The sequence below is a fragment of the Herbaspirillum rhizosphaerae genome, assembly GCF_046025915.1.
Lineage (GTDB): Bacteria > Pseudomonadota > Gammaproteobacteria > Burkholderiales > Burkholderiaceae_D > Herbaspirillum > Herbaspirillum rhizosphaerae_A.
This window is the reverse complement of record NZ_JAQQFR010000022.1, coordinates 16,702-28,991: the sequence shown is the minus strand read 5'-3', so window position 1 is coordinate 28,991 and position 12,290 is coordinate 16,702. Positions and strand designations below refer to the sequence as shown.

General features: G+C 52.1%; 14 protein-coding genes and 1 tRNA gene. 9 read left to right on the top strand and 6 right to left on the bottom strand.

The genetic code is table 11. From position 1 onward, the window contains the following. Positions 1-139: 139 nt before the first annotated feature. The 8 genes from PQR63_RS23095 (at position 140) to PQR63_RS23060 (ending at position 5,346) form a co-directional block, all read left to right on the top strand. Positions 140-1,267, top strand: a complete 1,128-nt coding sequence (locus PQR63_RS23095) for a hypothetical protein (protein ID WP_408170568.1) — start codon at positions 140-142, stop codon at positions 1,265-1,267. A gap of 26 nt (positions 1,268-1,293) precedes the next feature. After that, a complete protein-coding gene (locus PQR63_RS23090; RefSeq protein ID WP_408170566.1) occupies positions 1,294-2,304 on the top strand; it encodes a hypothetical protein in 1,011 nt (336 codons plus the stop codon). 178 nt (positions 2,305-2,482) lie between these two features. Beyond that, positions 2,483-3,481 (top strand): sterol desaturase family protein, encoded by a 999-nt coding sequence (locus PQR63_RS23085; protein WP_408170564.1) that lies wholly within the window; start codon positions 2,483-2,485, stop codon positions 3,479-3,481. A 10-nt stretch (positions 3,482-3,491) separates the two neighbouring features. Then, a complete protein-coding gene (locus tag PQR63_RS23080; RefSeq protein WP_408170563.1) occupies positions 3,492-3,869 on the top strand; it encodes a hypothetical protein in 378 nt (125 codons plus the stop codon). After that, positions 3,866-4,354 (top strand): hypothetical protein, encoded by a 489-nt coding sequence (locus PQR63_RS23075; protein ID WP_408170561.1) that lies wholly within the window; start codon positions 3,866-3,868, stop codon positions 4,352-4,354. The genes PQR63_RS23080 and PQR63_RS23075 overlap by 4 nt, the downstream gene beginning before the upstream one ends. Then, positions 4,351-4,536 (top strand): hypothetical protein, encoded by a 186-nt coding sequence (locus tag PQR63_RS23070; protein ID WP_408170560.1) that lies wholly within the window; start codon positions 4,351-4,353, stop codon positions 4,534-4,536. Before PQR63_RS23075 ends, PQR63_RS23070 begins: the two co-directional genes overlap by 4 nt. Beyond that, a complete protein-coding gene (locus PQR63_RS23065) occupies positions 4,533-4,862 on the top strand; it encodes a hypothetical protein (protein ID WP_408170558.1) in 330 nt (109 codons plus the stop codon). Before PQR63_RS23070 ends, PQR63_RS23065 begins: the two co-directional genes overlap by 4 nt. A gap of 127 nt (positions 4,863-4,989) precedes the next feature. Beyond that, a complete protein-coding gene (locus tag PQR63_RS23060; RefSeq protein ID WP_408170557.1) occupies positions 4,990-5,346 on the top strand; it encodes a hypothetical protein in 357 nt (118 codons plus the stop codon). 73 nt (positions 5,347-5,419) lie between these two features. Here PQR63_RS23060 and PQR63_RS23055 read toward each other — a convergent pair. From PQR63_RS23055 to PQR63_RS23045, 3 genes are all read right to left on the bottom strand, one after another. After that, positions 5,420-5,495 (bottom strand) — tRNA-Lys (locus PQR63_RS23055). 266 nt (positions 5,496-5,761) lie between these two features. After that, a complete protein-coding gene (locus PQR63_RS23050; RefSeq protein ID WP_408170555.1) occupies positions 5,762-6,586 on the bottom strand; it encodes a spermine/spermidine synthase domain-containing protein in 825 nt (274 codons plus the stop codon). A 128-nt stretch (positions 6,587-6,714) separates the two neighbouring features. Then, the gene (locus PQR63_RS23045) at positions 6,715-7,956 is read right to left on the bottom strand and encodes a serine hydrolase domain-containing protein (RefSeq protein ID WP_408170554.1); all 1,242 of its coding nucleotides are present in this window, start codon (positions 7,954-7,956) and stop codon (positions 6,715-6,717) included. A gap of 493 nt (positions 7,957-8,449) precedes the next feature. Between PQR63_RS23045 and PQR63_RS23040 the strand changes: the two genes are divergently transcribed. Further along, a complete protein-coding gene (locus PQR63_RS23040) occupies positions 8,450-9,145 on the top strand; it encodes a P-loop NTPase family protein (RefSeq protein WP_408170552.1) in 696 nt (231 codons plus the stop codon). A gap of 142 nt (positions 9,146-9,287) precedes the next feature. On the opposite strand, the gene PQR63_RS23035 is transcribed toward PQR63_RS23040, so the two are convergent. From PQR63_RS23035 to PQR63_RS23025, 3 genes are all read right to left on the bottom strand, one after another. Further along, entirely contained in the window at positions 9,288-10,481 is a 1,194-nt protein-coding gene (locus PQR63_RS23035; RefSeq protein WP_408170550.1) for a M20 aminoacylase family protein, read from the bottom strand. A 160-nt stretch (positions 10,482-10,641) separates the two neighbouring features. Beyond that, positions 10,642-11,439 (bottom strand): transporter substrate-binding domain-containing protein, encoded by a 798-nt coding sequence (locus PQR63_RS23030; RefSeq protein WP_408170548.1) that lies wholly within the window; start codon positions 11,437-11,439, stop codon positions 10,642-10,644. A gap of 213 nt (positions 11,440-11,652) precedes the next feature. Then, entirely contained in the window at positions 11,653-12,168 is a 516-nt protein-coding gene (locus PQR63_RS23025) for a DNA-deoxyinosine glycosylase (RefSeq protein WP_408170546.1), read from the bottom strand. Between the last annotated feature and the right edge of the window lie 122 nt (positions 12,169-12,290).

Sequence of the window (12,290 nt, the reverse complement as noted above, 5' to 3'; positions counted from 1 at the left end):
ACCGTTCCGGCGCTCTCTCCGCTCTTGAACAATTGAACGAATTACCTGTACAGCGGCAAGACCTGCAGATGTACCAATGATTCGAATAGTTTCTGTATCCAATTAAACCCTCTTAACGCTGTGAAGCGATGGAGAAAATATGGCAGTCCCATCAGTAATTACCGACCTCAATGTAACCGCTGCGAGCAACTCGCCGGCTGGTACCGATCCGATCGGATCAAGTTTAGATGACTTCCTGCGTGCCGCGTTCTCAATTGTACGACGAGAACAAGCGCAGGGTGCTGCAATCGCATCCGCAGCAACCACCAGTATCGGCGGCAACAGCGATGGCAACTATCTGCATATTACTGGCACGACCACAATAACGTCGCTCGGAACAATCGCAGCCGGTGTTTCCCGCACAGTCGTTTTCGATGGTTCGCTGACGCTGACTCACAATTCCACTTCTCTTATTTTGCCAGGCGCCGCAAATATCGTCACCGCTGCCGGCGATATTGCTGAGTTCGTTTCAGAAGGATCCGGCAATTGGCGGTGCGTCAAATATGTGGGTGGCGCAACCGCATCTGGTGTCGTCGGGTCGACGCGAAATCTGCGCATGGCTGTCACCACTACGGGAGCGACAGCCACCGTAACCGCAGACGAAATAATCATCGAATCCAGCCTTGGTGGGTCTCAATACCGGCTTGCAAATTTTAGCAAGCCGATCAATCTCGCTACGACCGGGGCAGGCGGCATGGACACCGGTACTGCACCGGTTTCCGGGTATGTGGCTATCTATGCGATTCTCAACCCAGCCACAGCAACATCCGCGCTTCTTGCTGTAAATGCGACGTCGGCTGCAGCACCAAGCGTTTATGCCGGCGCGAATATGCCGTCAGGGTATATAGCATCTGGCCTGCTGACAGTTGTGCCGACCAATGCAAGCAGCCAGTTTCCGATATTGGATGTCTATGATCGGCACGTTGATGTGTCTCCTGTAGCTGTAGTTAATGGAGGTACAGCTACCAGCTATACCTCTATTCCCATCTCATCTGCAGTACCAAAAAACGCCGTAGCTTGGAGTGGCTTAGTCGGTGCTGCAGCAACTTCAAATACTACGACAGTCTCCCCAAGAGGGACATTGGTAGGTCAAATAATTGTTTACACGACAAGTGGCGGACAAGTTCAGGTGCCTATCTCAATGAAAATAGCCGTCGCACAGACTTTGTATTACTACGGAGCATCTGGGAATCTGGCGAATATCACAATTTCTGGTTATGACATTTAAGTATTTAATTAATGGCGAGAGAATAGATGACTTATAGATCTTTCGGCGATTCGATCACTGCAGGTGCTGGCGCGTCATCTTTTTCTAATTCGTATATTGGTCGTTTGCAGTCTGACCTTTCAATTACGATTGATGACGCAGCCGTTTCTTCTTCTATGGTTATGGATCAAGCTGACGCACTTTATTCAAGGTCGTTCGGTGTGGGCGATAAAACTTTGATCATGTTCGGAACCAACGATCAGGCAAAGTACGATTTAGACATAGACAAGCGTCGTTATTTTATAGATGGCCTGCGCGCGTTTTCTTTCTGGTCTAGCACTGTCTGCACTCTTGCCCCGGCAATGAGCTATTCCGGTGCAGTAGCAACGAGCGGATTGGCATGGGGAAGCTATGGACTTTCCGCGCCAGGGGCGAAGGCAGCATTTACCAGCGTTGGTGATGTTGCTGCATTGGGAAGTATCCGGCAGTATGGAAATAGTAGCCAATTCAAGGTCACAATCGATGGCATCGTTAAAGGTACCTTTAACACTGGCGGCGATGTGCGAACTATCCTTGGTAGGTCATACGGGCCAATGTGTCTCGCTTTTAGTGGTCTTGGTGCTGGCAATCACATTGTCGAAGTAGAGGCGATATCGGCGAATACTACGAACCCAGTATTTATACATTGGGCGTCGTCTGGCGTATGCAATGGGAGCGCATTTATCGCCAATATTCCGCATGCTGTTGCATACACTTATGGGGGATCCTCTACAAATGTTGATAATTACAACGCGGCAATATTGGCACTTATAAATGAACTAATTTCTTATGGAATTTCAGTAAGATTAGCAGGCGTGGTAGCAGCATTAAACCCGTCTGATATGTTTGATAATGTTCACCCTAATGATTCAGGGCATATCAAAATTCGTGGCATTTTTTACACATTAATAACAGGAAATGCACCGCCCGTTATTCTGTTCGAGACGAAGACATACATCGGATCAGATGGTTTGTTTTATATCGGAGCTGCCGGATCAGTAAAAAAAATTGATGTATAGAAATAACGACCATCGTACGATGAACATGGATTATTTCTGCTAACGAGACGCTGCTGGCAGAAGTGATCTTTCAATATATAATCTCGCCAGATTTGGTAGTAAATATAAAAAACTTACAAAACGAAAAATAATAAGAGGGCGGATTGTGTCATTGTTTAGTCAAATACCGGAAATTGCTATGGCGGCATATAGGAGTGCTATTGAGGATGCTTCAGCCCTCTTTTCTTACGCTCCATTTTATCTTCTTGTCGCTGCTATTTTTTTCAAGCTAGATTCTGGTTTGACCGACTCGAAATTTAGTATTAAAAAATATTTTCAATATTTGTTGCCAAAATATGTTTGGAGTAAGTCCTCATTTAAAGTAGACATACAGTGGCATATTTTGTCGTTTTTCCGTATCCCAGGATTTTTCTTAAAATTTTTGATCACGACTACGTCACTTTCACTAATGCCGTCGTTGATAAATCATCTATCAATCAACAATACGGCTCTAGCCAAGTGGCTGCAAGCATTTATCGCAACGTCTCCCATAGGGGAATTTATAGTATTTGCGGTAGCTCTTTTAGCATTCGATTTTGGAACATTCTTTGCTCACTGGCTATCACATAAAAGTGAATTTTTGTGGCAGTTCCATAAGGCGCATCATTTTTCAGAACAGCTAAACTATTTTGCCGGCGAAAGAGTTCATCCAGTCGATGGGTTCATCGGATTTAATACTGGCATAGTGCTCATGGCATTTTCAGTTTCCGTTCTTATGCCTGTCCCTGAGAATATACTTAGCGGGCCATCGATATATGCCAGTAAGCATGAATGGTTTTATTACCTATTTTTGTTCTATCCAAGTTTTGTAAATCGTCTTACACATGCCCATTTTCCAATTTCATACGGACGATTTTTTGATCGAGTTTTCGTAACGCCAGCCTATCATTTACGTCATCACTCTAAAGCAGTTATGAACATGAATTTCGGACAATTTTTTTCGATATGGGATTGGATGTTTAGAACTCAGCTTTTACCATCTTCAGATAAATCTATAGATCATCGCCAAATACTTGGGGTTGATGGAATGGGTGATCGTTATTATCGCAATGCGTTTGAGTTTCTATATTTGCCGTTTTTTGATGCCGCAAACGTAGTGAAGAAAAATATTTTCAGAATGCTAAAGATAGAAAAATAAGCCGAATTATTTGAATACCAACCACCTTCGGGTGGTTTTTTTATGCCCGCCGCGCGCGGGCTTTTTTACGTCGAAGGAAAACATGCAAAGCTCATCTGAGGGAAGAATAATCCAGCTTCTGGAGGGTCTTGGGCGAGATCAGAACGCAAGGCATTCTGAAAATACGGATCACCTTCAAAGACTGGAAGAGATGATCAAGGAAGGCTTTCCTGACGGAGATGCCGAGGCGCACAGAAAATACCATGAGGCTCTGATAAGGAAGGCTGAGGAGCGAACGCGGTTCTATGCGGAACTCCGGGTAAAGCTGGCAGAGAAGGGCATTTGGGCGGTGATTGTGGTGCTTGCCACAGCCGTCTATTGGTACGTCAGGGAGGGGCCAAAGCAATGAATCTCAGCGAAATTATGAAATCTGGAATTGAGCCGGCAATGGCTTTGCTGCCTAAAAAAATGGATACACCTGAAGCAAAGGTCATGCTCTTATCCATCGGCATGCAAGAGTCACGATTCCAATACCGACGCCAGGTCGGAGGCCCAGCTCGCAGCTTCTGGCAGTTTGAGGAGGGAACGCAAAAGAGTCGTGGCGGCGTCTGGGGGGTATATCTGCACCCAGCCAGTAGCGGTTTATTGATGAACCTCTGTACGGCACGCAGCGTTGTTTTCATCCCTGATGATATCTACAAAGCAATCGAAACAGATGATGTTCTGGCTGCTGGCATAGCGCGACTGATGCTATACACCGATCCCAAGCCATTACCTGCGGTAGACGATACGTCCGGTGGGTGGGCAACATATCTGAGGATCTGGCGCCCTGGTAAGCCGCATCCTGAAACATGGAGCAGTTTTCACACTCAAGCACAGCAGGAGGTTGTATGAACGCAATCACAGCTCTCGGCGGTCGTCGCTTTCTGCTGGCTCTCGGTACCGGAATCGTGTGTTCGATTCTGGTGTGGTTCGGCAAAATCAGTGATCAAGTTTTTGCCGCTGTAGTCGTCGCCACGGTCGCCGCCTACATCACTGGGAACACCATCCAGAAGGTGAAGAGGACTGCAGAATGAATCCGTGGCTGATTGGAGGCTTACTTGTCGCATTCCTTGGCGCCAGTGCCGGATCATTCAAACTGGGCATGGATCACGTAGAGGCAGGGCAGGCACGCGAAGATAAGCTGGTGCAGAAGGCGATCGATGCGTCTACTGAGTCAGCGGCCAAGGCCATTGCTGCTATCAAGGTGAAGAACACTACCGTGCAGCAAATCATGCAGAAGGAAATCTATGAGAAACCTGTCTATCGCGATTGCCGCAATACTCCTGACGGCATGCGCGCAATCAACTCCGCGCTCGTCCCTGGCGACAGCAAACTGCCCACCGCTGACGCCGCTAAATGACGACTCGTTTGGTGCTACAGCAGCGAAGCTTGTTGAGGTAGCTGGGCTTTACAACGAGTGCCGGGCTGCTCAGGGCGTCAAATAGCAAAAAAGTATACGCTATACTGTATTTTTATACAGTGTAGCCATGTACGCAAAAGTCACCCAGCTTAGAGATAAAGGACGGCGCCGGCGCGAGCAAGAGATTGTTGCCGACGCAGGCAACCGCGGGCGGCTCCAGGCCTTTATCGTTGAAGGTTACCCAGTCATGCATTTCTTCGAATGGGGAAGTCAGGCCGTCGGGTCGGCTGATCTTCTCTTCCCACTCTATCAACCTCAGATCATCGGCCTACGCGATCGGGCGATGATGGTACGTGGCTGGCAGCGCGATTCATTCGATGCCGAAAATGCGGCGACGACTTTGCAGGAATGGGCCGTTGAAATTCTGAATGAGACGCCACCGGTCACAGATGCTCCGTTGCATGGGCCGAAGCTTACAGCTTGATATTTTGCGGAACAGATTTGTATTTGCGGAAAAAAGAAAAGGGTTCCAATCGCTTGGAACCCTTCGTATTCTTTGGTGGGGCGTGAGTGACTCGAACACTCGACCTACGGATTAAGAGTCCGCTGCTCTACCAACTGAGCTAACGCCCCCCGATGAAGAGGCGTGATTATAACCTGATTAATTTCAAAGTTGGAAGCCCCTTTTTGAAAAAAGTCTAAAAAATTATTCGCCCCCTGCAAAAACGCGCTCAATCTGGCGATTCGTGCCGTGTCTTACCGTGTCAGACCGTCGAAATGCCGTATTACGTGGGGTATTTACCTTGCTATGGCTGGGTATCGCATTGCCGATCCATCATCACAGCACCATTAACAGCGATACATGCGCCAGGAATCAACAGGCCCGCGCAAAGCGACAACTAGAAATTGCTCTTGATGCCGTTCACCCACGACTTTGCCGGCAACTTGGTGGCAGCGGTGATAGCTGCGGCGCGTTCATACAGGGCGGTGAAGTCTGGCACGATTTTCTTCTTGAAAGCGAGGGCGACAACGTTGCCGTCGTGGACTTCCGGCAGGGATAGCACCTGGTCGAAAGCGTAGCGCATCGCCTTGAGGTTCTTGGCGTAGCTGGGATGGTCGCCGAACAGGTTGACCGTCATCACGCCGTTGTCGCTCAGGCTGTCGCGGCAGGCGACGTAGAATTCCGGCGTGTCGAGCACCGGGCCACGTGCAGTGGCGTCGTACAGATCCACTTGCAAGGCGTCAATGGTGCCGGCGCGCTGCGGGTCGTTGATGAAATCGTTGGCGTCCATTTCCAGGATGGACAAGCGGTCGTCTTCCGACGGCAGTTTGAACATGCTGTTGCATATCGCGATGACGGACGGGTTCAGTTCTACTGCGGTTACGCGTGCTTCAGGAAACTGGCGGTAGCTGAACTTGGTCAGTGCCGCGGTACCGAGGCCGAGCTGCACGATGTTTTCCGGTGCGTCGTTGAACAGCATCCAGCTCATCATTTGCTGTGCGTATTCGAGTTCGATCGCGTCGGGCTTGCGAATGCGCATGGCGCCCTGGACCCATTCCGTGCCGAAATGCAGATAGCGGATACCGTCCTGTTCCGACAGCGTCACCGGCGCAAATTTGGGTTTGCGGGGCGCTGCGGATTTTGGCTTGGATTTTTCCTTGTCCGGACCGGGGCCGGCTTTGGTGTTGGCTTGCGCCTCGATAGATTTTCTTCTGATTAACATGATGTTGCCCGCATTCGAATTGCCGAATGATACCTTGTCGGGCGGTCTTGCATGAAGTACCGGCGGCATACGCGCCGCGCCGGGAGAGGCGCATCCCGGGCGCGGCGTTTGATTACAAGGCTGCTTGCCTAGCGAACTGCCTGTGTGGCAGCGGCAAAGAAGTCATTGTCGCCGACCGGCGCGCTGCCGGTTGGCTTGGGCAAGGCACCCCAGACCACGATGACGACGTTTTCCTTCGGATTCATGTAGATATGCTGGCCAAAGATGCCGCGCGCTTCAAAGGCACCTTCGTTGATGGTGCCTGCGGCCTCGGGAATCGGCCACAACATGTAGCCGTAGTTGACCAGCTTGCCATCCACCATTTTTGGGCTGCCGGCATCCTTAACCCAGTTGTCGGGCAAGATCTGTTCGCCCCCGGCTTTGCCGCCACCGAGCAGGAACAGGCCGAAGCGGCCATAGTCGCGCAAGGTTGCCGACAAGCCGCTGCCGCCGACTTCGAGACCGTCAGGCGACTCCAGCCACCAGGTCGCATCCGACTCCATGCCGAACTTGCCCCAGATGCGTTCGTTCAGATACTGCGCCACAGGCTTGCCGACAGCCGCGCGTACCAATGCGCCGGCAACCTGAGTTTCGCCGGTGCTGTAATTCCAGCGGGTGCCTGGTGCCGCGGCGCGCGGGAGCTTGGACATCAGCTTCAACACAGCGCCCGGCTTCTGTGTCGTCTGCACTTCCAGCATCTGGCGACGGTCGGATTTTGGATTGACGTAGGTTTCGTCCCAGCGCACGCCGGACGCCATCTGCAGCAGGTTCTTCACGGACACGCCGTCATAGGCACTGCCTTTGAGTTCCGGCAGATAGTTGACGATGGGATCGTCGATGCTCTTGATATGGCCGTCCTTGATTGCCGCGCCGATCAGCGTTGCGGTGATCGATTTGACCACCGACATCGACATCCAGCGCGTCTTTTCGCTGTTGCCGAGCTGGTAGTTTTCAAATACGATCTTGCCGTCTTTGAGTACCAGCAGGCCGCCGACACGATTGAGCGAGACGTAGTCGTACAGGTCGAAGTTCTTGCCGTTGGATTTGAAGACAAAGTTCTTCAGTTGCTTGTCGCTGGCGGGCAGGGCATAGGCCTTGCCGGAGGCTGGCACGGTGCGCGTCGAAAACAGGCGGTCGATGTTGCGGAAGGTGTTGGCCTGGATATCCGGCAGCAGCGCGCCATCATAGATCTGTTGCACGGTGCCGATCTTTTCAGCGGCATGGACATTGACCGGTGTCTGCGCGTGCGCCTGTGTCAATCCGGCAGCAAAGGCCAGAGCAACGAAGAGGGTGGCTTTCTTGAAATGCAGCGGCTTGTCGCGTGTGGACATGAAGTGTCTCCTTGATTGTCGTTATTAGATGTGTACTGCTGTTGCCGGCATGATCATGTGTCAACCGGTCAACAGACCAAGCATAACAGCGATGTTGCAACAAGGAAATTGCGGGCGACGCGTAGGACAATTCTTCTCTTGCACCCGGATGATCGCCGGCCATCATCGGCTACACTTCTGCCATGCTGAAAAAAATACTCTTCATTCTCAGGCTGGCCATCGTCTTCGCCGGCATCGTCTTGTTCGGGCGGGCAGTGGAGTACCTCATTTTGAATGGCGGATTCAACGGCTCGTTTTACGACATCATTTTTTTCCGGTCATAGCACTGTTCGCCGCTTTGTTGCACCGGATTGAAGCAACGCTATTGTTGTTTCAGCCGTGTATACCTCAACCCTGACCCGCATGTCATGGCATCATCCTTGCAGTAACGCATCAACGCAGTATGGCACTCTCGTTTTAGCGCTACCCATCTGACAATAAAGGATCTATAGAAATGAGTCACATCCACTTCATCGGTGGCGAAAAAGGCGGTGTTGGAAAATCGCTGGTCTCCCGCGTGCTGGCACAGTATTTCATCGATTGGAACATTCCATTTCGCGGCTTTGACACGGATAAATCGCATGGCGCGCTATTGCGCTTTTATGCGGACTTTTCCGCGCCGCTCGTGCTCGACCAGCACGACAGTCTTGATCCCATCATCGAACGCGCACTGGAAGATCCGCAACGCCGCATTCTGGTTGATCTCGCGGCCCAGACGCAGCAGTCGCTGTCGGCGTGGATAGAAGATTCCGGCGTGCTCGACTTTGCGCAAGAGCAGGGAATGACGTTGACCTGGTGGCATGTCATGGACACGGGCCGCGACTCGGTGGACTTGCTCAAGAAATGGCTCGATCAATTCGGCGGACGGCTCAATCTGGTACTGGTTCTCAATGAACTTCGCGGCGACCGCTTTGAGATTCTGGAGGCATCCGGCGAGCGTGAGCGCGCTGAAAAGCTTGGTGCGAGCGTGGTGTCACTGCGCCGCTTGCCCGATACGACCATGCAAAAGATCGATCAGCAAAGCGCGAGTTTTTGGGCTGCACTTAATCAATCGGGCGGTGCGAACGCCGGGCTCGGCATGCTGGAACGTCAGCGCGTCAAGGTATGGCTGAATCGCGCTTATGCCGATATCGGCAAGCTTGCTTTATAGAGGGAAATGACCGAAGCAGTTGAGACTCAATGCGACGCCATGCGGCGCAATGCAGACTGCTTCGGTGTTGTAGCTTTGAATTGGTCAGCGCGATTCCTTGGACATTGCGCTGACCGTGACCATCTGCGGTCATGTGCCGATATCAGTTCGCCGCCAAAAACGCTTCCGCCAGCCTGACCCAATACGTTGCCCCGATCGGCAATAAATCGTCGTTGAAGTCATAGCTCGGATTATGCAGATTGCATGGCCCGATGGCGTGGCCGCTGTCGCGGTGGTCGCCTTCGCCGTTGCCGATAAAGACGTAACAGCCCGGCTTGTGCAACATCATGTAGGAAAAGTCTTCGCCCGCCATGGATGGTTCGACATTGGTGTTGACCTGTTCCACGCCGACGATGTTTTGCATCACGCCGACCGCAAAGGCGGTTTCTTTGGCGTGATTGACCAGCGGCGGATAGCTGCGCACGAGCTTGAACTCGATTTCAGCGCCAAAAGCCGCCGCGGTGTGCGTGGCGATATCGTGCATGCGGCGCTCGATCATATCCAGTACTTCCATGCTGAAGGTGCGCACGGTGCCGCTCAAGGTGGCGTCGTCCGGAATCACATTGATGGCGCTGCCGGTGTGGATTTGGGTCACCGATACCACCGCAGAATCATTGGGATTGGCATTGCGCGCGACGATGGTTTGCCAGCTCAGCGCGATCTGCGCCGCCACGAGTACCGGGTCTATGCTCTTGTGGGGTTGCGCTGCGTGCGAACCCTTGCCCTTGACCGTCACTTCAAATGCATTACTCGATGCCATGATCGCGCCGGGCCGCACACCGAAGCTGCCGACCGGCATGCCCGGCCAGTTGTGCATGCCGAACACGGCGTCCATCGGGCATTGCTCGAACAGGCCATCCTTGATCATCTTGTCGGCGCCGCGGCCGCCTTCTTCTGCCGGTTGAAAAATCAGATAGATGGTGCCGTCAAAATCACGCTGTTGGGACAGATGACGGGCCGCGCCGAGCAGCATCGCGGTGTGGCCGTCATGGCCGCAGGCGTGCATTTTTCCGGCGTGGCGGGATGCGTGCGGGAAGGTATTGAGTTCTTGCATCGGCAGTGCGTCCATGTCGGCACGCAGGCCGACTGCACGTTTGCCGTCGCCGTTTTTAAGAATGCCGACAACGCCGGTGCCGCCCAGGCCGCGCAAGACGGGGATACCCCATTCAGTCAATTTGGCGACGATGGTTTCGGCGGTGCGGTGTTCTTCGTAACGCAGCTCCGGGTGCGCGTGCAGATCGCGGCGGATCTGCTGGATTTCCGAATGAAATCCGATGATGGGATCGATCAACTTCATGGGGGCCTGCCTTTGTAAGCTCTTGCTTGTTTTGATTCCAGTAGTTCAGTGCTTCACTACTGCTGCGCAACCGATGGGGTTTATCGAAACCCTCCCGGCGGCGCAGCTTCAGATCTTGGTAGTTGAATCTTGTTACTTGAACCTTGTTGCCTGAGTCGCGTTATTCAAACTGCTTTGCCATTTTTTCCGGCAGGGGAACGTTGAGCCATTTCTGCACGATTGCTGTCAGTTCGTTGCTCTTCTTTGCTTGCGTCAATGCAGTATTGACCTTGGCCATCAGCGCAGGTTCATCCTTCAGCAAGCCGACGTAGCAACCGGATTCCTGAATAACGTATTTCATTTGCGGTTTGTTGGAAGGCATCTTTTCCGCCAGAGCAACCGCAACGAAATCGCCTGTGCCGACCAGTTGCACCTGGCCCGACAGATAGGCGGAGATCATGCCGTTATTGTCTTCGTAGCGTTTGATGGTCGCGCTGGAAGGTGCAGTTTCAGTGAGCTGGATATCCTGAAAGGTACCGCGTGCAACACCAACGACTTTACCTGCCAGATCTGCAGGGCCGGTAACTTTGATGTTGGCCGGGCCGAAAACACTATTGTTATACGGCGAGTAGGGCTGCGAAAAAGCGATGACCTTTTCGCGTTCGGCATTCTTGCCCAATGTGGAAATCGCCAGGTCGGCTTTATGCGTTTGCAGGTAGGCGATACGGTTGGCGCTGGTGACCGGCACCAGTTCCAGTTTCAGTCCCATGTTCTTGGCGATCAATGTCGCGACGTCAATATCGAGGCCTTGCAGTTTCAGGTCAGAGGTGACCGAGCCAAACGGTGCAAAATCTTGCGGAACGGCAATGCGCAACACGCCACGCTTTTGGATATCGGCCAGCGCATCGGCGTGAGCGTTGGTCGCAGCAAAGGACAACAGATTGATGGAAAACAGGAGCAGCAGCTTTGCAAATTTCATTGATCTCACCTGGGTAAATATTGATTAACACCGAACCGGCAAGAAAGGCACCGTATCGGATAGTAGAAATAACATTTCAATTAAGCAATATACATGCCACGACTTAAAGAAATTTCGGTAAACCTGCTGGGTGACGGGTCTCCGGCACGGCGAAGTTTCACCTATCTTAATACTGCTTGGGCTTTTCTTGCTGGTACTGCTATTTGATCGATTTTATTTGGCAGAAGTATGCGGCGCAGCGGTTAAGATTTTTAGTTGTTCCCACTCCTTCTTTTTCTCCGCATAAGGGCGGGTAAATGCGGGACTGCTTGAGGGGAGTTTGATTATCCGATAGTTGCTCGCGATATCTCCCAATGCCTTCAAGCCAAGTCGCTCGGCGGTGCCCCCATTAAACGCAATAACGCGCAGCTGCGGCAGCGTCGTCAATAACCTCGTCAGGTCGTTGTGAACATGCTCGCGAATATTACTGTCGAGGCTTCCTTCCCGACGTGCTTCGGCGACGACATCCCATAAGCCGACACCGTTTTTTAATAGTGTTTCCAGGCGTTGCGCATAGGGCAGTGAGACCAGGTCGGTGTCGATTACATCAGACATCAGCGCCCAGAATTTATTTTGCGGATGCGCGTAGTACTGGCTCTGCGCCAGCGATGCTTCGCCGGGCAAGCTGCCTAGAATCAGTAGGCGGGTATTGGTGTCGGTGACATGCGGGAAGCTGCGTTTGCGGGACATGCGTGCTGGTCTTTTTATGAATGCAGAAGTGGCGAGGATTTGGCCGGCGGCAACAAAGCCGGGGGATTAAGGCTACACTATTTGACGGAGGTTTTCTTTATCCACACCAACCTACAAGGACA

Coding starts and splice junctions, on each gene's coding strand:
- PQR63_RS23095 (WP_408170568.1), top strand. CDS start 140: ATGGCAGTCCCATCAGTAATTACCGACCTCAATGTAACCGCTGCGAGC.
- PQR63_RS23090 (WP_408170566.1), top strand. CDS start 1,294: ATGACTTATAGATCTTTCGGCGATTCGATCACTGCAGGTGCTGGCGCG.
- PQR63_RS23085 (WP_408170564.1), top strand. CDS start 2,483: ATGGCGGCATATAGGAGTGCTATTGAGGATGCTTCAGCCCTCTTTTCT.
- PQR63_RS23075 (WP_408170561.1), top strand. CDS start 3,866: ATGAATCTCAGCGAAATTATGAAATCTGGAATTGAGCCGGCAATGGCT.
- PQR63_RS23070 (WP_408170560.1), top strand. CDS start 4,351: ATGAACGCAATCACAGCTCTCGGCGGTCGTCGCTTTCTGCTGGCTCTC.
- PQR63_RS23065 (WP_408170558.1), top strand. CDS start 4,533: ATGAATCCGTGGCTGATTGGAGGCTTACTTGTCGCATTCCTTGGCGCC.
- PQR63_RS23060 (WP_408170557.1), top strand. CDS start 4,990: ATGTACGCAAAAGTCACCCAGCTTAGAGATAAAGGACGGCGCCGGCGC.
- PQR63_RS23050 (WP_408170555.1), bottom strand. CDS start 6,586: ATGTTAATCAGAAGAAAATCTATCGAGGCGCAAGCCAACACCAAAGCC.
- PQR63_RS23045 (WP_408170554.1), bottom strand. CDS start 7,956: ATGTCCACACGCGACAAGCCGCTGCATTTCAAGAAAGCCACCCTCTTC.
- PQR63_RS23040 (WP_408170552.1), top strand. CDS start 8,450: ATGAGTCACATCCACTTCATCGGTGGCGAAAAAGGCGGTGTTGGAAAA.
- PQR63_RS23035 (WP_408170550.1), bottom strand. CDS start 10,481: ATGAAGTTGATCGATCCCATCATCGGATTTCATTCGGAAATCCAGCAG.
- PQR63_RS23030 (WP_408170548.1), bottom strand. CDS start 11,439: ATGAAATTTGCAAAGCTGCTGCTCCTGTTTTCCATCAATCTGTTGTCC.
- PQR63_RS23025 (WP_408170546.1), bottom strand. CDS start 12,168: ATGTCCCGCAAACGCAGCTTCCCGCATGTCACCGACACCAATACCCGC.